The following is a 19,178-nucleotide window of genomic DNA, read 5'->3' as shown; positions in this document are numbered from 1 at the left end:
TGGGCGCTGCCCGAAGGGCTGCTGCACGGCAACGACGACGCGGCCGTGTACGACTGGATGCGGCAAAGCGTGGTGGACCCGGTGCGCTACCAGCTGCGCCTGGACGCCGTGCGCGAGGCTGCGCTCATGCATGCCAGCGACCGGCTGCGCCTGCGCTCGGGCCAGGTCGTCGAGCGCGTGACGCAGCCGCAGTGGATGAACGGCCGCGCCACGGGGCGGGTGTACTCGTTTCGCGACCTGAGCGAGCGCATCGCCGCCGACCAGCGCATCGAGCGGCTGGCCAGCACCGACGCGCTCACCGGGCTGATGAACCGCGCGCAGTTCGGCGACGCGGTGGCGCGCGCCGTGGCGGCCGAGCCGCCGCGCCACGAGCCGTTCGCAGTGCTGGTGCTGGACCTGGACCACTTCAAGCACGTCAACGACAGCCTGGGCCACCACGGCGGCGACCGGGTGCTGTGCGAGATGCGCACGCGGCTGCAGCAGGGCGTGCGCGAGGGCGACATGGTGGCGCGGCTGGGTGGCGACCAGTTCGCGCTGCTGGTGCGCGGCTGCGACGCGCGCGGCGCGGAGCTGGCCGCGGCCCGCGTGCTGGAGGCCGTGGCGCGGCCGCTGACGCTCGAAGGCTCGGAGTTCACGCTGACGTGCAGCATCGGCATCGCGCTGCACCCGATGGACGGCGCCAGCGCCGACGAGCTGCTGCGCCATGCCGAGACGGCGATGCAGCGCGCCAAGGCCGGCGGGCGTGCCGGCTGGCGGGCGCACGACGCGTCCACGCAGGAGCCCGACGCGCGTGCGCGCATCCGGCTGGACCACGCCATGCGGCTGGCGCTGGCGAGCCAGCGCTTCCGGCTGGCCTACCAGCCGCAATGGGACCTGGACACCGGGCGCCTGGTGGGCGTGGAAGCGCTCATCCGCTGGCACGACCCCGAGCGCGGCCGTGACGTCCCGCCGGCCGAGTTCATCCCGGCGGCCGAGGCCAGCGGCTTCATCGTCGCCCTGGGCGAGTGGGTGCTGGCGCAGGCGGTGCGGCAGGCCGCGGCGTGGTGGCGGCGGGGGTTCGAGGTGCCCGTGGCGGTCAACGTGTCGGCGCTGCAGTTCCAGCGGCCCGGCTTCGCGGACCAGGTGCAGGCGGTGCTGGAGGCCGCCGACCTGCCGCCGCGGCTGCTGGAGCTGGAGCTCACCGAGGGCGTGCTGCTGCACGACGCGGAGGAGACGCTCTCGCGGCTGCAGGCGCTGGCGCGGCTGGGCGTGCGGCTGGCGGTGGACGACTTCGGCACCGGCTACTCCAGCCTGGCCTACCTGAAGCGCTTCCCCATCAACAAGCTCAAGATCGACCGCGGCTTCGTGCGCGGCCTGCCCGGCGACGACAGCGACGCGGCCATCGTGCGCGCCATCGTGCAGATGGCGCGGGCGCTGGAGCTGCAGGTCATCGCCGAGGGCGTGGAGACCGAGGCGCAGCGCGGGTTCCTGGCGCACGCCGGCTGCCATGAAGGCCAGGGCTGGCTGTGGGCGCCGGCGCTGGAGGTGCAAGTGCTGGAGCAGCGGCTGGCGGTGCTGGCGGGGGCGGGGCAAGACCCGGCGTAGCGCGGCAGCGCCGTCCGCCGGGCGCCCGGTGCCACCCCGGGCCCGCATGCCCCGCGCTGGGCGTCGAACTTGCTCGCCTGCTGCCCATGCTGGAGACAGGCACCCTGCGCGCGGCGCACGAGCGTGAGCAACTCATCCTGTTCGTGGGCGCGGGCGTGTCGCAGCCGCTGGGGCTGCCGCCGTGGAGCGAGCTCATCAACCACATGGCGCGCCAGCTCGGCTTCGCGCCCGAGGAGTACCGCCAGTACGGCAGCCCGCTGGCGCTGGCGGAGTACTTCCGGCTGCAGCACGGCAACATCGGCCCGCTGCGCAGCTGGATGGACCGGCAGTGGCACGCGCCGGACATGTCGGTGGCCGAGTCGCGGGTGCACGAGCTCATCGTCCGGGGCAACTTCAAGATCATCTACACCACTAACTACGACCGCTGGCTGGAGATCGCCTTCGAGCACCACCGGCGCGAGTTCGTGAAGGTGGTCAGCGTGGCCGACCTGGCGCGCATCCGCCGCGACGTGACGCAGATCGTCAAGTTCCACGGCGACTTCGAGAACGACGACTCCATCGTGCTCGACGAGACGAGCTACTTCCGGCGCCTGGACTTCGAGTCGCCGCTGGACATCAAGCTGCGCGCCGACGTGCTGGGACGCTCGGTGCTGTTCATCGGCTACAGCCTGGCCGACGTCAACATCCGCTACCTGTTCTACCGGCTGTCGCGGCTGTGGAAGGCCTCGCAGTCGGACGTGCTGCAGCCGCCCTCCTACATCTTCCTGCCGGTGCGCAACCCGGTGCAGCAGGCGGTGCTGGCGCAATGGGGCATCGAGACCATCTCGCCCGACGGCGCGGACGACGCCTCCACGGCGCTGGCGCGGCTGCTCGAAGCCGTCATCGGGGAGACGCCATGACGGCCGCGGCGGCGCCGTCCATGCCGGGACTCACCATCGAGCAGGGCCTGCGCGCCGCCGGCGTGGGGCGCTTTCAATACCGGCTCTTCATCGTCTTCGGGCTGGTGTGGATGGCCGACGCGATGCAGGTGCTCGCCATCGGCTTCACCGCGCCCTCGATCGCCGCGACCTTCGGCATTCCCGTGCCCACGGCACTGCAGACCGGCACGGCCTTCTTCACCGGCATGCTCGCGGGCGCCTTCGCCTTCGGGCGGCTGGCCGACCGCATCGGGCGCCGCCCGGTGCTGTTGATCGCGGTGCTCATCGATGCCGCCTGCGGCGTCGCCTCGGCCTTCGCGCCGGACTTCCAGTGGCTGCTCGCGCTGCGCTTGCTCACCGGCATCGGCGTGGGCGGCACGCTGCCCGTGGACTACACGCTGATGGCCGAGTTCCTGCCCGCCGCGCGGCGCGGGCGCTGGCTGGTGCTGCTGGAGTCGTTCTGGGCCGTGGGCACGGTCGCGCTGGCGGTGCTGGCGCTGGCGGCCGCGCCGTGGGGGAGCGACGCGTGGCGGCTGATCTTCTTCGTCACGGGGCTGCCGGCCCTGGTGGGCGTGGTGTGCCGGCTCTTCATCCCGGAGTCGCCGCTCTTCCTCAACGGCTCGGGGCGCAGCGCCGAGGCACGCGCGGTGCTGCAGCGCGTGGCCCGCGCCAACGGCGCCGAGGTCGTGATCGGCCGGCTGCAGCCGCAGCCGATGGCGCGCGCCTCGGTGCGGGCGCTGTTCGCGGGCGGGCTCCGGCGCCGCAGCGTGTGCCTGTTCGCGGCCTGGGGGCTGATCTCCGTCGCCTACTACGGCGTCTTCGTCTACCTGCCGGTCAGGCTCGCGGGCGAGGGCTTCGGCTTCATGCGCGGGCAGGTGTTCCTGATCGTGCTGGCGCTGGTGCAGCTGCCGGGCTTCGCGCTCGCCGCCTGGGGCGTGGAGCGCTGGGGGCGCAAGCCCACGCTGATCGGATTCCTGCTGCTCAGCGCCGCGGGCTGCGGGCTCTACAGCCTCGGGCGCGCGCCGGCGCTGGTGGTCGGCTCGACGCTGCTGATGAGCTTCGCGCTGCTGGGCACCTGGGGCGCGCTCTACGCCTTCACGCCCGAGGTGTACCCGACCCGGCTGCGCGCCAGCGGCATGGGCACGGCCGGCGCGACGGCGCGGCTGGGCGGGCTATTCGCCCCGGCCATCGTCGCGCCGGTCATGGCCACGCACTTCACGCTGGCGCTGGCGCTGCTGTCGTCTTTTCTCGTGGCGGCGGCCGTGGCGATCGGGTGCGTGGACATCGAGTCGAGGAACCGGGCGCTGGATTGACGGCCCCTTTGCAGCGCATGGAAGTGCGGGTGGCCTCCTACCGGCTCCGGCCGGCCGCCCGTGGTTTCACCGCCCGGAGCGAATTGGGTTCACGCGGCATCGAGCTCCGCCCGTGCCACCGGCTGCCACGCCACCGCCGCGCGCACCGTGCAGCGCGTGCCCGGGCCGGCGCCGTCGAAACGGGCCTCGCCCTGCAGCTGCTCTGCCAGCGTCCGCACCAGCTGCAGCCCCAGGCCCGGGGCCTGGCGCGGGTCGAAGCCCGAAGGCAGCCCGGGGCCGTCGTCGGCCACCTCCAGCACGATGCGGCCGTCACCCTCGGGCCGCAGCGCCACCTGCAGCACGCCGCCCGGGCCTTCCGCAAGGGCATGCTTGAGCGCATTGCTCACCAGCTCGGTGGCGATCAGCGCCAGCGGGATCGCGCCATCGACGCCCAGCAGCATCGGCTCCAGCGCGAAGTCCGCCCGCGGCGGGCGGCTGCCGCCGGAGCCGGCCACGAGCTGGCTGACGACGCCGCGCAGGTAGCGCGCGAAGTCCAGCAGCGACAGCGACGGGTGCTGGTAGAGCTGCTGGTGCACCAGCGCCATGGCCTGCACCCGGTTCTCGGTGTCGGCGAGCACGGCGTCGAGCGCGGCGTCGTGGCACCGTTGCTGGCGGCGCTGCAGCCGCAGCAGGCTGCCCACCATCTGCAGGTTGTTCTTCACGCGGTGGTGCACCTCGCGCAGCAGCACCTCCTTCTCGGCCAGCGAGTCGCGCACGGCCTGCTCGGCGCGGCGGCGCCCGGTGACGTCGATGGCGCTGGCGGCGAAGACCTCGCGGCCGCCGCCGTCCACCGAGAGGTAGGCATGCATCAGCACCTCGAAGGTCGAGCCGTCGCGGCGCCGCGCGGTGAACTCCACCTCGCACGAGCCGCGCGCATGCAGCTCGGCCATCAGCCGCCGCGGCTGCATCGGGTCCTGGGCATGCTCGGCAGGCGTGGAGGCCATGAGCTCGCGCATGCCGGCGTAGCCCCAGAGACGGCAGTAGGCGCGGTTGGCATAGGTGAAGCGCAGCCCGCCGTCGAAGATGCAGAAGGCGCTGAGCGAGTTCTCCACCGCCACGGCCAGCATGCCGACCTCGGCCACGCGCTGCGCCACGCGGTGCTCCAGCTCGCGCTGCTGCGCGCGCACGGCGATGCCGGCGAGCACCGAGTGGGCAATGTGCTCCAGCAGCGCGCGCTCGTCCTCGCTCCAGCGCCGCGGCCGGCTGTCGATGACGCAGAAGCTGCCCAGCACGTGGCCATCGGCCGTGGCCAGCGGCACGCCCAGGTAGGCGCTCACGCCCAGCTCCTCCACCGCGCGGTTGTCGCGCACCAGCGGGTGCTCGCGCGCGTCCTCGACCACCAGCGGCGCGCCCGACGTGACGACGTGCTGGCAGAAGGAATGGCTCAGCGGCGTGCGCCGCGCGCCGGCCCAGGGCTCGGACAGGCCCGTGGCGCTCTTGAAGAACTGCTCGCGCTCGTTGACCAGGCTGATGAGGCTCACCGGCGCGCCCAGCGCGCGCGACGCCAGTTGCGTGAAGCGGTCGAAGCCGGCTTCCGCGGCCGAGTCGATCAGCCCGGTGCGCTCCAGCGCGGCCAGCCGCGCCGGGTCGTCGAGCCGGGCCGCGCCGGCCGGGCCGGCGGCACCGTCGCCGCCGAGCCAGCCCCACAGCGCCTGGTTGAGCTCCTTGAGGTGCGCGGCACGCGCCTGCTGCGCGTCATGGGCCTCGCGCAGCCGGGCCTGCGCCGACTCCAGCGCCACCAGCGCCCGCTCGCGCTGCGCATGCGCCTCGTCGCGCTGGCACACGTGGCGGCGCAGCTGGCCCAGGCTGCGCTGCAGCGCGCCGCCGGCCCAGGCCACCAGCGCCAGCGCCAGCAGCAGCCCCGCCACCATCGCCGCCGTGGCGTTGCGGGCCTCACGCCGGGCGTCGGCCTCGCGGATCGCCAGCAGCCGCAGCTCCTCGGCATCCATCGCCTCCAGCAGGGCGCTCACCATGCCCGCGTGCGCCTCCACGTCGCCCGCGACGAAGGCGTCGCGCGCCGCCTGCAGCCCCTGGCGCGCAGCCAGGTCCACCAGGTCGGCCCCGGCCTGCAGCCGCTCCTGCAGCAGCGGCCGCAGCTCGCGCAGGCGCTGCTGCTGCATGGCGTTGTCGGCCGTCAGCGACTGCAGCCGCTCGCGTGCCGCGGGCAGCGCCTCGCGGGCCTGCCGGTAGGCCGCCAGCCCGTCGTCGCGGCCGGTGATGAGGAAGCCGCGCACGCTGCGCGCGCCCAGGTTGAGGGCCGACTGCATCGCGGCGACCTCGACGCGCACCTGCAGCGTGTGCTCGCGCCAGCGCGCGGCCTCGGCGGCGCGCTGCTGGGTCCACAGCGCCAGCGCGGCCACGGCCATCAGGGCCAGCAGCGCCAGGCTGAAGGCCGCCGGGATCGGCCAGGAACGGGGGTACTTCATGAAAGGTGACGGCGCGGCGGCGCGCCCCTTGGGCACACCGCCGCGAGGGGCCTGCGCCGGAGCCTTGCGGGCCCGGAAAAACCCGGGATTGTCCGCAGAAGCCCACGGCAGCCGGCGGCCCGTGCCGTGACCGGCTTCACGCGCGGCAGCGTTTCAGGGACGCGTCAAGCCACGTGCAGCGGCAGCTGCACGCTGAAGCTGCTGCCGCGCCCGGGCTCGCTGTCCACGGCGAGCGTGCCGTTCATCATCGCCACCAGGCGCCGCACGATCGACAGGCCCAGCCCCGTGCCGCCGAAGCGCCGCGTGGTCGAGTCGTCGGCCTGCGCGAAGGGCTCGAAGATGCGCTGCTGCTGCTCGGCGGCGATGCCGATGCCGGTGTCCGCCACGTCCAGCCGCAGCACGACCTGCCCTTCAGCCACCGGCAGCGCCTGCACGCGCAGCGTCACGGTGCCGGCGGGCGTGAACTTCACGGCGTTGGACAGCAGGTTGAGCAGCACCTGGCGCAGCCGCAGCGGGTCGCCCAGCAGCCGCGGCGGCAGCGCCGGCGCGACCTCGGCCCGCAGCGCCAGCGACTTGGCCTCGGCCTGCGGACGCACCAGCGCCAGCACGCCGTCGAGCAGCGCCGCGGGCTCGAAGGGCACGGACTCCAGGCGCATCTCGCCGGCCTCGATGCGCGAGAGGTCGAGCACGTCGCTCACCAGGCCGAGCAGCTGCTCGCCGGCGGCGTGGATGTGGCCGACATAGCGCGCCGCGTCGGCGGGCAGCTCGCGCAGGCGCAGCAGCTGGCTCAGCCCGATGACGGCATTGAGCGGCGTGCGCAGCTCGTGGCTCATGTGCGCCAGGAACGCGCTCTTGGCGCGGCTGGCGGCCTCGGCCTGGCTGGTGCGCCGGCGCAGCGCGTCCTCGAGCACCTTGCGCTCGGTGAGGTCGGTCAGGGCGTAGACCATGCCCATCGGGCGCGCGTCGGCGCCGCACAGCGTGCGCACCTCCAGCAGCACGGACACGCGCGAGCCGTCGCGGCGCAGCACGCGCCACTCGGCGCCGTCCTCGCCGCGCGGGCGCGCCATGAACATCTCCATGGTGTTGAGCCGGCGCCCGAAGCCCTCCTCCAGCGCCTGCTGGCGCCCGGCCAGCTCCGCGGCGTCGAACAGCAGCGCGGTGGCCGAGCGGCCCAGCGCGTCGCGCTCGGCGTGCCCGGTGAGCGCCTCGGCGGCGCGGTTGAAGAAGGAGATGCGGCAGTACGCGTCGGTGACGACGATGGCGCTGCCCGCGCTGTCGAGGATGGCGCGCAGCTCGGCCGTGCGCTGGCGCACCTGCTGCTCCAGCGTGGCGTTGAGCTCGGCCACCGCGGCCTCGGCGGCCTTGCGCTCGGTGATGTCCAGCGACGACCCGATGATGCCGATGACCTCGCCGCGCGCGTCGCGGAACGGCGCCTTGGTGGACAGCCAGGTCGCCGGCGTGCCGTCGGGGCGGTCCAGGCGCTCCTCGAACTGCTGCGCCACGCCGCTGTCCATGATGCGGCGGTCGTTGTCCATGAGGGCGCGCGCCTGCGCCGCATCGTCCAGGTACTCCAGGTCCGTGCGGCCGATGAAGCGCTGCGGCGGCTTGCCGATGGCCTGCGCCGCGCCCCGGTTGGCCAGCAGCATGCGGCCCTCGCGGTCCTTGGCATAGACCACGCCCGGCACCGCGTCGGCGAAGGCGCGCAGCAGGTCCAGCGCCTTGTCGCGCTCGGCCTCGAGCTCGCGCCGGCGGCCCACGTCGAGCAGCACGCCGGGGAAGCGCAGCGGCGATCCATCGTCGGCCAGGTCCACGCGGCCGTTGGCCTCGATCCAACGCCAGCGGCCGGCGCGGTCGCGCACGCGGTACTCGTGGCTGTAGGCGCCGCCGCGGCCGATGGCCTCGGCGATGGCCGCGCGCAGGCCCTCCAGGTCGTCCGGGTGCACGGTGGCGATCACCTGCTCCAGCGACAGGCCGATGCGGCCCAGGGCCGGGTCGATGCCGAAGGTTTCGGCAAAGCGCTCGTCCACCGTGAAGGCGTCGCGGGTCAGGTCCCACATCCAGGTGCCGATGATGGCGCCGGCATCCAGCGCCAGCTGCACCCGCTCCGCCGCGATGTGCGCCTGCGTCACGTCCGTCACCGCCTCGGCCACGCTGGCCGGGCGGCCGTCGGCGTCGCGGCGCAGCGCCTTGTGCGCGGCCACCACCAGCTGCCGCCCGTCGCGCGTGGTGTGGCGCAGCTCGCCGCGCCACTCGCCGGCGCTTTCCAGCGCGGCCTCGACCTCGGCCACCGGCACCGGGAAGACGGTGCGCAGCAACTCGTGCGCGCCGCGGCCCACGGCCTCCTGCGCCGTCCAGCCGTAGAGCCGCTCGCAGCCCCGCGACCAGTGCAGGATCGTGCCGTCGGCGTCGCGCACGAAGACCGCGGCCAGCTCCAGCGTGGAGCGCAGCTCGGCCAGGGCCCGGCTGGCGGCCTCGGCGCGCTCCAGGCCCTGGCGCAGCGCCTCGAGCTCGCGCACCGACGCCGGCGGCAGCGCCGCGGCCGGCGCGGGCGCCGCCCCGCCACCGGCCAGCGCCACGGCATGGCGGTGCAGCGCCTGCACCGGGTGCAGCACGGTGCGCGCGGCCAGCAGGGCCAGCGCCGCCGCCACCGCCAGCAGCACCGCGCCGCCGCCGGCCAGCGCCAGCACCGGCGCCTGCCAGACCCTGGCGAAGCGGGCCGCGGGCTCGGCCACGAACACGCGCCAGCCCGGCGCCCCCGGCACGGAGCGGAAGGCGATGACGTGCTCCACGCCGTGGAGGGTGCGGGCCTGCACCAGCCCGGCATCGCGGCCCGCGACCCGGGCGCGCACCTCTTCCGCGGCCGTCCGGCCCACGAGCTGCTGCGCGGCATCCGAGCGCGCCACGATGACGTCCCGGGCATCCGTGACCGAGACGAAGCCGCCCGGCGGCAGCGCCTGCGCGGCCAGGAGCTGGCGCAGCCGCTCGGGGGTGAGCCGGGCCGCCAGCACGTAGCGCACGCGGTCGGCGCGCCGCACCGGCACGCCGACCGCGGCGCCCGGGCGCCCCGTGGCCGGGCCGACGAACAGGTTGCTCACCTGCGGCTGCCCGGTGGCCGCCACGGACTGCAGGTCGGCCACGCCGGTGTGCGCGGGCGCCGCGCCCGCCGGCAGCGCGGTGTTGACGAGCTGGCGCATCGAGCCGGCGTCCAGGAGCACGAGCCAGGTGCCCAGGGCCTGCGCCACGCGGCGGGCTTCGAGCTCGAAGCCGGCCAGGTCGGGCCGCTCGCCGTCGAGGCTGCGCGAGGCGGCCAGCGCGCTCAGGGCGCTGCGGTAGCCGCCGAGCTCGCGGTCCACGGCCAGCGACAGCGCCGTGGCGGTGTGGGTGAGCCGGGCCTCGGCCGCCGCCTGGCCGCCGCGCACGGCGCGCCACGTGGTGTAGGCGCCGACGGCCAGCGCGGGCAGCAGCACGGCCAGCAGCATCGCCAGCAGCACGGTGTCGAGCCGCAGCCGCGCGGTGCGCGGCCGGGCCGGCACGGCTTGCGATGGAGGCACGGATCTCATGGAGCGGTCCAGGGCGTCACGCCAGGGCCGCACGTTGCGCCCGGCGGCCCGGCCACGCTGCGGACAGGGCCAGCGTGCGCCGGACGGGGCGTGGCGTCAGCCGACGTGGCCGGGCGGCCGGGCGCGGCGCCGTGCCACGGCCCCGACCACGCCCAGCCCGGCCAGCACCAGCGCCAGCGCCGCCGGCTCGGGCACCGGCGTGGCCAGGAGCACGCCCTGCTCGCCCGTGCCCTTGCGCAGGCCCTGGAGCAGGATCTGCCCGGCGTCATTGAGGTCGAAGGCGCGGCGCAAGGTCCAGTGCGCGGCGTCGGCCGGGCGCAGCAGGGTGTCCAGCGCGTGCAGCGCGCCGTCCGCCCACAGCGCCGCCTGTGGCCAGCCGTCGCCGGGCCGGTCCGGCGGCGGCGACGCGTTGCCCAGCACCCAGCCGCGCTCGTTGAGGACGGCCGGCTCGAAGGCGCGGCTGCCGATGCGCTCGTAGCGGCCGCCGCCGTAGAGCCAGGTGTCGGTGGCGTCGTCCGGCCAGGTATCGGTCTCGGCGCGGATGAGCACCTGCCCGGCGTTGTTGACGTCGATGCCCGTCACCTGCCGGTACGTGCCCGCCTCCGTGCCCGGCGGACGCAGGAAGGACAGCGCGCCGTCGCGCCAGACGGCGGCCGCGGGCCGCACGCCGCTGTCGGCCTGGATGCCGCCCACCACCAGGCCACGGTCGTTGAGGGCGCGAAAGCCCACCGGGGTGGCGCCGGTGTCGAGCGCGCGGCGGCCGCGGCCGTCGAAGAGGAAGGCGTGCTCGGCGCCGTCGGTGTCCGAGCCGCTGGCGAGCACCCGGCCGGCCGCGTCGATGTCCCAGGCCATCGGGGAGTCGAAGCCAGACGGCAGCCGCAGCGCCCGCGCGCGGCCCCCGCGAAAGACGTAAGCCGATGGCCCGTCGTAGCCGTCGGTGCTGATGGCGATGTCGCCGCGGTCGTTGAGGGCCAGGCGCGTGGCGCGGGTCTCGGCCAGCCCGGGCAGCAACCGCAGCCGGCCGTCGCGCAGCAGGTAGGGCGGGGCCAGGAACTCGCCGGTGTAGTAGGCGCCGGCCACGTCGCCGGCATCGTTGAGGGCCCCGGCGATGGTCGGGGCCGGCACGTCCTGCAGCCATTGCAGCCGGTAGCGCGGCGGCGCGGCCTCGGACACGGATGGCGCGGACAGCGCGCAGGCGGCAAGCAAGGCAGGAAGCAGCAGCTTCATGGCGGCGCCTTTCGTCAACGGGGCGGCGGCAGGGCCTTGCCGCGGCGTGATGGCCGCACAATGCCCGCACGGTCCGAGCATCGGCGCGCCGAACCCCGTCGGGTAGGGCGCGAGCGTTACGGCGGTAACTGAAGCTCCGGCTTCCCCGCCAAGCCTTTCATGATTGATAACTGCCATTATCAATACACTGATAAACAGTTATCAAAACGAGGCCCTATAGGCGCGGGGCCTGCGGCCTGGCCCGGCCTCGCCCTGCCCTGCCCCGGCGTGGCGGGTCGAAATGGCAAGGGCCCGCAGCTCGGCAGTGCGGGTGGGCCGCGCCTGCTTCGCCCATCCCGTGAAGGCGCACTGCGGTTCGGAAAAGAAGCCAGAAGGTGTCGGTCAGGGCCAAGCCGTCACGGCCATTGCTTCGTCACTCTCGCCTTCGCGCACTGGCGTTTCGGGAAAGAAAGCAACGCTCTATGGACCGTCCGTGCCAACGGGCGTCCTGCGGTCGTCCCCCTTCCCTGGACAGCGGATCGCCAAGTGGGAACGAGGAGGCAGCAGGCCCGCCACGTCGGATTGCGGCTGGCGTGTCCTGGCGGCTGTCTTGCAGATTCCCCGGGAAAGCGGCCGGGACAGCCGCGACCGCTGGCCGCTCGCGGTTGAAGGGCCCGTCCCGGGCCCCCTGGGCGTCGCGTGGACGGAGCCGGGCCGGCCCATCCGGCATGAGAAGCGCCCTTCTCCACCGTCGCCTTCCCAGGCGGGATGGGACGCGGGCCTGCGGCTGGAGGGGACCGGCGCGGAGCCGGACCCCGGGCACCAGCGTCAGACCGTCGGCGTCGGCGTACCGGCCATCAGGTCGTACTTCTGGAAGTAGCGCCGGGCCATGGCCAGCAACTCGCCCTCGGTCGGCTGGTTCACCGGCTCGTAGGCGACGATCTGGACCGCGCACTGCGGGCGGTGCTTCTCGACGTAGTGGCGAAAGTCGGCCAGTCCCGTGCGCGAGCCCACCACCAGCACCTCGCGGATGCCCTGCAGGGCGTCGCAGACTTCGCCGAAGAACTCGTGCTCGGCACGCACGTCGGTGCCGCCGTGGCGGCGCTTGTGCTGGCTGTGGGCGCGCACGCGCTGCGACTGCGCATGCTCGGCGTCGAACTGCAGCACCTGGGCGTTCTGGTGGTCGATGGTCAGGACCGCGTGGAACATCGTCATGGACTCTCCTCCGGATCGGGTTGGGAAGCCGTCGGGAGGCGTCCGGTCCTTCTCGGGGAAGCGTCAGGCGGCCTCCCGCCTTGCAGCCATGGTGATCCCGTCATCGGCGTGCTGCCTTGACGGCGCGCAACCCCGCTGCCGGTGCGCGGCAGCGGGGTTGCGTGGCTCAGGCTGGCTCCATGCCGTTGGCGTTCTTGGCGGAAGCCGCGGCCGGCGACGCCAGGAATGCCAGCAGCGCGCGCGCGGCGTCGGGCTGGGTGCAGGTGGCGGCGACGCCGGCGGAGAAGGTGGTGATGATCTGGATCGCCGGTGGCAGCGGCCCAACCACGTCGATGCCGCCCAGGTGGATCAGCTCGCTGAGCTGCTGGAAGCCCAGCTCCACGCGCCCCTCCGCCACGAGCGAGCCCACCGGCACGCCGGGCGGCGCCTGCACGATGCGCTCGCGGATCTGCTCGGCGATGCCCCAGCGCTCGAACAGCTGCACCAGCGCCACGCCGCTGGGGCCGGTGGAGTAGCTCAGCGAGCCGGCCGTGAGCACGGCGCGGCGCACGCCCTCCTCCGAGCCGATGTCCGGGTGCGGCGCGCCGGCGGCCACGGCCACCGCCACGCCCGAGCGCACCAGGTCCACGCGGCTGCCCGCCACCAGCCGACCGGCCTGCTCCAGTTGGCCGATGGCGTTGGCGGCCAGCACCACCACGTCAAAGGCCTCGCCGGACTGCACGCGCTTGGCGGCATCGACGCCGCCCACGGACTCGACGTTCACCGGCGCGCCGCCGGCATCGGTCCACTGCTCGACGAGATCAGCCAGCAGTTGCCTGGTGGCCATGGAGGAAATGATGCGGAGGGGGTTCGTCACGGGGCACCTTTCGTTGCGGTTGGGGTCTGCGGGTGCGCCGGGCACCCGGGAAGGGCGCCATTATTTCGGCCTTCCACCGCCCGCCCACCCGGGGCGTTCGGCGCGAGGTGTGGTACCGGACCACACCGTTTGGGGCTGGCCACCGGTCCCGCGCCGGGCAGCGCCCGTGGTACCGGACCACGGGGTGTGGTACCAGACCACGGCCTAAGGTCCCGATCCGGGCAGACGGCGGCCGCGTCGGGCGTGGTACCGGACCACAGCTTGCCGTCCGATGCGTTCCCGGCGTAGGCGTTGAGCGCCTGGACCCGGACCACGGCGTTGCGGAATGAGGCCGCGGCCGGCAGACCGCCGGGGGTGTGGTCTCGTACCACGCCCGGCACGGCTGCAGGCCGGAGCCTGGTGTGCGCGCCGTGGTACCAGACCACACCCCCGGCGGTCCTGGCCGGACTCCGCGGCGGGCCGGAGGCACCATGAAAAACGGCTGCCCGCGGGCAGCCGTGCAGCAAAGCGGCGCGGCCTCGCGGCCGGCGCGCCGGTCAGAGCCTGAGCAGCTTTTTCAGCGCCGCCTCGACGTCGGCCATGTCCACCGGGGCGCGGATCTCGACCGCCAGCACGCCGCCGGGCTTGCGCGTGAGCACGGCCACCGTCTTGCCGTCCTTCTTCAGGTGGCGCTTGTCGGCGTGGCCGCGCGCCTCGGCCGGGGCGCCATGGAGCAGCTCGTCGAGCACCGCCTTGGGCGCGCGCAGACCGGCACTCCGCTCGGCGATGGCCTTGGCACGGGCAAGCACGCCTTCGGGGTCCTTCTGCAGCGCTTCCGACAGCGGGCGCGCCCAGTGCAGCTGGATGTCGGCCGGCGAGCTGAACGCGGCCACCACCGCCGCCGGCAACTCCGCCAGGCGCAGCGCCTTGGCGGCATTGCTGTGGTCCATGCCGGACTCGTCGGCCAGGCGCCGGATCGAGCTGAACAGCCCGGCCTGCAACGCGCGCTGGATGCTCTGGCCCTGCTCCCAGGGAGAGAGGTTGCGGCGCTCACGGTTCTCGCGGTCCATGGTCAGCCACAGCTGCTTGTCGCCGACCTCCTCGATCATGGCCAGCACCGGCACGCCCAGTTCCAGGCAGGCGCGGTGGCGGCGGTGCCCGAACACGAGCTCGTACTCGGCCCCGTCGCGCGGCGGCTGCAGCGGGCGCACCTTGACCGGCTGCACGTTGACACCGGCATGCTCGATCTCGGCGCGCAGCCGCGCGAAGTCGGCGGAGTCGAATTCGGACTCGTGCCGGTTCGCCAGCCGGCTGCGCACGATGCGCCGCGCGTCGAGCAGCTTCAGCGGCACGCTGCCCTCGTAGTCGCGCAGCCGCGCCTTGACTTCGGCCAGCTCCTTGCCCAGCGGGCTGGAGCGGCCCAGCACGCCCATCATCTGGCCCACGCCGGTGTAGGCCTTGCGCGGCGCGCCACCCTCGTCCGGCAGCGCAGGCGCCGCGGCAGCAGCGGCGGCGCCGGCGGCATCCGCGCCGGGCACGGCCGGCAGCGGATCGGGCAGCAGGTTCACCAGCCGCGACTTCTCGGCAATCTTCTTGGTCATGCGCGTTGCTCCTTCGCGCGCCTCAAGCCGCCACCGCGGCGGCGGCCGCGGCGGTCTTGCGGCGCCAGGTGGCCTCGATCAGCTGCTCGACCAGTTCCGTCACCTTCTCGTAGGCCTCGGCAGCACGCTTGTAGGTGCGGGCGTTGCCGTCGTAGCGGCCGACGTCGTAGATGGTGCCGAACTCGGCCGCGGCCGACGCCGCGGCAGCGGTCTTGGGAATCTCCACCGGCATGACCTTGCCCTCGTAGGCCTGGCCGATCCAGTCGCGCACCACGGTGGCGGTGGAGTCGCTGCTGTCCACGCGCGTGAGCAGCACGCGGATGAAGTCAAACTCCTTGCCCACGCCGCGCTGCTCGACCAGCTGCCCGGCCAGGTCGGAGAACAGGCGCCAGAACTGCGAGGCCGAGGCGAAGTCCAGCGCATTGGGCGGCAGCGGCATGAGCAGCCCGTTGGCGGCCATGAGCGCGTTGATGGTGACGTAGGACAGCGAGGGCGGGGTGTCGATCACGATCACGTCGTAGTCGTCACGCACCTCGTCCAGCGCGATGTTGAGCACGTTCCAGAACTCGAAGTCGTCCTCGGTCTGCTGGCGCGAGGGCAGCGCGAACTCGGCGCCGAACAGCAGCGGTGCCGCCGCCACCAGGTCCACCCCGCTCCAGTAGCTGGGCCGGATCGCGCTGCGCAGCGAGCTCTCCGCGCCGACGCACACCGGCAGGATGGTCTGCTCGTCCTCGACCTCGGTGTCAGGCAGGATGCCGAAGAGGGTGGTGAGCGAGCCCTGCGGGTCGCAGTCCACCGCCAGCACGCGGTGGCCGCGCAGGCTCAGGCCCTGCGCCACGGACATGGCGGTGGTGGTCTTGCCCACGCCACCCTTGAAGTTGGCCAGCACCAGCGCCACGGCCTCGGCGCCGGCCGGGCGCATGTGGCCGCCACGGTAAGCGCGGGCCCAGGCCTGCACGTCAGCCAGCGAGAACTCGCGCCGGCCGTTGCCGGTGACGCGGCCGCCGGGCAGGTCGCCCTTCTGCAGCCGGTAGGCGACCTGGTTGCGGTCGAGCCCGCAAATGGCGCCAAGCTGCCCGCTGCTGTAGACCGGCGGGCGCTTGCGCGAGGTGGGCGACAGCATGGCACTGCGTACCCGGCTCATCAGCAGCCCGGAACGGTCCGCCTGGTCCATCACGTCGGACAGCGTCTGGGGCGCCAGCGTCGCCGTGTTCGTGTTCATTCCAATCCTCCGAAGGTGACACAGGATGATACCGGTGAGTCAGCAACTTTCTGGTGCATCAGCGCGGATTTGCTGAATCGCCACTGCGAGCCACCTGTCCACGCCGCCGGGGTTTGGGTTTCGACGGCTTTCACATGCTCCCGCGCGGGTTCAACCGATATAAGCCCGTTCAAGCCCTTCAATACCTTTACGCCCGGGATTTCCCAATACTGACAAGGACTTACGCCTTGATGGGTGAGCGCTTTTGGGAACGAAGGTGAGCCGGTTTGGGAATGTGGGTGAGGAGAACTGGGAACGAAGGTGAGCCGACTTGGGAACGTGTGTGAGCGGATAGGGGAAGGGCGCGCGCTCCGGCGCCGGTACCGCTGCCTTCACAAATCCACTCACGCACGTCGCCGCGGGGCACCCCGGCCGGTGTGGCCCGGCAAGCCGTATCCCCATGCCGGTGTGCATGCCCTCCGGCAATGCCCGGTTCCGCACCGTGAAGACCTGCCGGCGGGTCCGCTGGCGCGGACCGGCATGCTCACGTGAGCCGGATTGGTAATGGATGGACGCGGCCGGACCCTCGGCTGCCGCTGGGAAACGGTGTCTCAAGTGAGACGTTTTGGGAACGCCGCCTGATCCCTGCCGGACGGCGCACGGCGCCCCGGCAAGAGTCCAGGTGAGGAGATTTGGGAGTGCCTGCCCACCGCGCTGCCAAGCGCGAGTGGCGACCTTCCCCGAGGAGCCGGGCGTCCACGTGAGGCAATTTGGTAGCCGTCGTGCCGGGTCGTGCCGGGTCGGTGAACCACGGCCGCGCTCCCATGTGAGCCATCGTGACCCTTCACTCACCTGAGCGCTTACCATCCCGGGATGCCGAGCCAGCCTGCCCTGTTTGACGACGACGACGTTCCTGCGCCGATCGAGGTGGTGCGCAAGCACGTCAACGCCGTGGCGCTGATGCCGCGCGACCGCAAGATCACGCTGCTGGCGCGGCGCTCCTTCAACGTGCTGCTGCACGTGGCGCAACGCCAGAGCGGGCGCGACATCTACAGCGCGCCGCTGAGCGAGATCATCAACCTCTCGCGCTTCGACTCGAACAATTACGAGCTGCTGAAGAAGACGCTCAAGCAGCTCATGGGCACGGTGGTCGAGTGGCAGAGCCCGACCTCGGGCGAGTTCGACGTCTGGGAGGCCTCGACGCTGCTGGCCGGCTGCAAGCTGATCAAGAACCGGCGCAGCGGCGCCATCACCATCGAGTGGTCCTACTCGCCGCAGATCCGCGAGCAGCTGATGAGCCCGGACCGCTACGCCCGCATCTCGCTGGACGTGGTGACGCAGCTGCGCAGCCACGCGGCCATGGCGCTGTACGAGATCTGCGTGCGCTACATCGACAACCCCAGCCACCTCACCGCGCGCCAGCACTGGCGCTGGTGGCGCCCGGTGCTCACCGGGCAGCAGGACGACCCGGGCAGGAAGCCGCCCGAGTACCGCTACTTCAAGCGCGACGTGCTGGCGCCGGCGATTGCCGAGATCAACGCGCTGTCCGACATCGAGGTACGCGGACCCGTGGAGCACAAGGGCGCCGACCACAAGACCATCGAGCAGATCCAGTTCGCGGTGCTGCGCAAGCCCGCGGTGCGCGGCGCGGGCGGCACCGCCTCCAGCCGCGCTGCCGCCGCGGCGCGGGAGCTGGAGCCGGTGGACCTGCCGCTGATCGGCCGCGCCATCGACGCCGGCGTGAAGCAGGAGGACGCCGAGCGGCTGCTGCAGGACTTCGGGCCGCAGGCGCTGGCCGCGGGACTGGACGGCCTGCAGCGCCGCAGCGCGCTGCCGCCGGGCATGGCCGACCCGGTGCACAACCCGGCGCGCTACCTGCGCGCGGTGCTGCCGGGCATGGCCAGGCCCGCGGCGGTTGCCGACGCAGCCGTTGTGCCGGCAACCGCCGCGGCGCCGGTGCGGCCCCGCCCGGCCGCGGCCGCGGCCGAGGCGCCGCGGCGCCAGGCCCGCTGGCTCGACGAGTGGCTGCGCCGCGCCCGCGAGGCGCTGCGCCAGGAGATCCTGGCCCTGCCCGAAGAGGAGCGCGCGCACTGGCTGCGCGAGTTCCGCGCCCACCTGGCGGAGAAGCGCTCGGCGCTGCTCAAGCGCTTCGACAGCAGCGGCTGGACGCACGCCCTGTTCGTCCAGGATTTCATCCGCTTCTACGGCAACGGCACCCGCGGCGCCGGCTGGGACAAGCCCAGTGCCGAACAGCTGCTGGAATTGGCGGCCGAAGTGGGTGACGGCCATCCCTGAGGCGCGGCGCCGGCGCGGGCAGGAGAGTTCTCCGAAGCCCACGCCGGCGTGGCGCTGACGCCACCGCGCACAACCCCCCAGCCACGGTATTCGCGGCCCGCGCGCCACGCCCGTCCGGGCTGTCCGGGGAAGCCCGCGCCGGCACCCCATCTGCCCGCCCTCCCTGCACTGGGGACAACAAGGTGAAGGAGCGGGCCATGGCACACGCCGGCGGCATGCGCGCGTACGGCGCGCGGCAATTCTTTCTGTGGCTGGTGCTGGCCGGAGCGGCACTGCTGGCGCTGGCTGGCTGGTCGCCGCCGGCGCGGGCGGCGGACCCGGCGCAGGGCCCTGGCGGGCCGATCCTGGTGCTCACTGCGGGCAAGAGCAATTTCGGCCACTTCTACGCCGAGATCCTGCGCACCGAGGGGCTCAACAGCTTCCAGGTGGCCGACGTGTCCACCCTGAGCGCCGGGCTGCTGGCCGCCCACGACGTGGTGCTGCTGGCCAAGACGGCGCTCTCCGACAGCCAGGCCGCGCTCCTTTCCTCCTGGGTCGCCAACGGCGGCAACCTCGTCGCCATGGCGCCCGATGCGCGGCTCCATTCGCTGCTCGGCCTCACGCCCACGGGCGGGACGCTGACCAACGCCTACCTGCTGGTCGGCGGCGCCAGCGTCGTGGGCAACGGCATCACGCAACAGACGATGCAGTTCCACGGCACGGCCACCCGCTACGCGGCAGTCAACGGCGCCACGCCGCTGGCCATGCTGTTCAGCGCCGCCGCCACCGCCACGGCGAACCCGGCCGTGACGCTGCGCCGCAGCGGCGCCGGCCAGGCCGCGGCCTTTGCCTTCGACCTGGCGACTTCCATCGTCCAGACGCGCCAGGGCAACCCGGCGTGGGCCGCGCAGGAGCGCGACGGGCTGCCGCCCATCCGCTCCGACGACAAGTTCTACGGCGCGGCAGCGGCCGACCCGCGTGCGGACTGGGTGGACCTCACCAAGGTC

12 protein-coding genes are annotated in these 19,178 nt (G+C 73.5%); 5 read left to right on the top strand and 7 right to left on the bottom strand.

Annotated features, from left to right (window positions below; genetic code table 11):
• The 3 genes from FJ694_RS32955 to FJ694_RS32945 form a co-directional block, all read left to right on the top strand.
• Window positions 1-1,584: putative bifunctional diguanylate cyclase/phosphodiesterase (locus tag FJ694_RS32955; RefSeq protein WP_157271759.1), on the top strand; the 1,584-nt coding region annotated here is incomplete at its 5' end.
• Between the two features lie 86 nt (window positions 1,585-1,670).
• On the top strand, window positions 1,671-2,483 hold the full coding sequence (locus tag FJ694_RS32950) for an SIR2 family protein (RefSeq protein ID WP_157271758.1): 813 nt from the start codon (window positions 1,671-1,673) through the stop codon (window positions 2,481-2,483).
• Window positions 2,480-3,814: an MFS transporter gene (locus FJ694_RS32945; RefSeq protein ID WP_232540332.1), complete on the top strand. Its 1,335-nt coding sequence runs from the start codon at window positions 2,480-2,482 to the stop codon at window positions 3,812-3,814. The genes FJ694_RS32950 and FJ694_RS32945 overlap by 4 nt, the downstream gene beginning before the upstream one ends.
• 89 nt (window positions 3,815-3,903) lie before the next feature.
• Here FJ694_RS32945 and FJ694_RS32940 read toward each other — a convergent pair whose 3' ends face one another.
• The 7 genes from FJ694_RS32940 to FJ694_RS32910 form a co-directional block, all read right to left on the bottom strand.
• Window positions 3,904-6,279 (bottom strand): CHASE3 domain-containing protein, encoded by a 2,376-nt coding sequence (locus FJ694_RS32940; protein WP_157271757.1) that lies wholly within the window; start codon window positions 6,277-6,279, stop codon window positions 3,904-3,906.
• Between the two features lie 164 nt (window positions 6,280-6,443).
• The gene (locus FJ694_RS32935; RefSeq protein WP_157271756.1) at window positions 6,444-9,839 is read right to left on the bottom strand and encodes a PAS domain S-box protein; all 3,396 of its coding nucleotides are present in this window, start codon (window positions 9,837-9,839) and stop codon (window positions 6,444-6,446) included.
• 96 nt (window positions 9,840-9,935) lie between these two features.
• Window positions 9,936-11,066 carry a PEP-CTERM sorting domain-containing protein gene (locus FJ694_RS36935; RefSeq protein ID WP_198321132.1) on the bottom strand — a complete coding sequence of 377 codons (1,131 nt, stop codon included), beginning with the start codon at window positions 11,064-11,066 and terminating at the stop codon, window positions 9,936-9,938.
• An 807-nt stretch (window positions 11,067-11,873) separates the two neighbouring features.
• On the bottom strand, window positions 11,874-12,260 hold the full coding sequence (locus FJ694_RS32925; RefSeq protein ID WP_157271755.1) for a hypothetical protein: 387 nt from the start codon (window positions 12,258-12,260) through the stop codon (window positions 11,874-11,876).
• A gap of 166 nt (window positions 12,261-12,426) precedes the next feature.
• Window positions 12,427-13,116, bottom strand: coding sequence for a substrate-binding domain-containing protein (locus FJ694_RS32920; RefSeq protein ID WP_157271754.1), 690 nt, complete (start codon window positions 13,114-13,116; stop codon window positions 12,427-12,429).
• A 536-nt stretch (window positions 13,117-13,652) separates the two neighbouring features.
• A complete protein-coding gene (locus FJ694_RS32915; RefSeq protein ID WP_157271753.1) occupies window positions 13,653-14,696 on the bottom strand; it encodes a ParB/RepB/Spo0J family partition protein in 1,044 nt (347 codons plus the stop codon).
• A gap of 22 nt (window positions 14,697-14,718) precedes the next feature.
• The gene (locus tag FJ694_RS32910; RefSeq protein WP_157271752.1) at window positions 14,719-15,918 is read right to left on the bottom strand and encodes an AAA family ATPase; all 1,200 of its coding nucleotides are present in this window, start codon (window positions 15,916-15,918) and stop codon (window positions 14,719-14,721) included.
• Window positions 15,919-16,770: 852 nt separating this feature from the next.
• Between FJ694_RS32910 and FJ694_RS32905 the strand changes: the two genes are divergently transcribed.
• A complete protein-coding gene (locus FJ694_RS32905; protein ID WP_157271751.1) occupies window positions 16,771-18,192 on the top strand; it encodes a replication initiation protein in 1,422 nt (473 codons plus the stop codon).
• 197 nt (window positions 18,193-18,389) lie between these two features.
• On the top strand, window positions 18,390-19,178 hold a 789-nt coding region (locus FJ694_RS32900; protein ID WP_198321131.1), incomplete at its 3' end, for a motility-associated ABC transporter substrate-binding family protein.

Origin of the sequence: Azohydromonas aeria (assembly GCF_009760915.1) — a bacterium.
Lineage (GTDB): Bacteria > Pseudomonadota > Gammaproteobacteria > Burkholderiales > Burkholderiaceae_C > Azohydromonas > Azohydromonas aeria.
Note: the sequence above shows the minus strand (reverse complement) of the source record. Positions and strands in the feature narration are given on the sequence as shown.